The sequence below is a fragment of the Escherichia sp. MOD1-EC6021 genome (genome assembly GCF_002965245.1).
In the GTDB taxonomy this organism is placed as follows: domain Bacteria; phylum Pseudomonadota; class Gammaproteobacteria; order Enterobacterales; family Enterobacteriaceae; genus Escherichia; species Escherichia coli_F.
Map to the genome: position 1 here is coordinate 1 of NZ_PTRU01000146.1, position 300 is coordinate 300.

The following is a 300-nucleotide window of genomic DNA, read 5'->3' on the forward strand; positions in this document are numbered from 1 at the left end:
TTGGTGGGTCGTGCAGGATTCGAACCTGCGACCAATTGATTAAAAGTCAACTGCTCTACCAACTGAGCTAACGACCCATACGGGTGTTACCTGAATGATTTCTACTCGGGACCAATCTTTAATATTGGTGGATCGTGCAGGATGACTCGCTTCGCTCGCCCTACGGGCCGTTGCTGGCGCAACGTTATCCTTCACGCTTAACATCTGAGTTTGATGTTAAAACTGGTGGGTCGTGCAGGATTCGAACCTGCGACCAATTGATTAAAAGTCAACTGCTCTACCAACTGAGCTAACGACCCG

Annotated in this window: 2 tRNA genes; both read right to left on the minus strand. The window is 49.0% G+C overall.

The features are described 5' to 3' along the window. Position 1: 1 nt before the first annotated feature. A tRNA-Lys gene (locus BEB54_RS28415) sits at positions 2–77 on the minus strand. Positions 78–223: 146 nt separating this feature from the next. Continuing rightward, positions 224–299, minus strand: a tRNA-Lys gene (locus tag BEB54_RS28420). Position 300 lies beyond the last annotated feature (1 nt).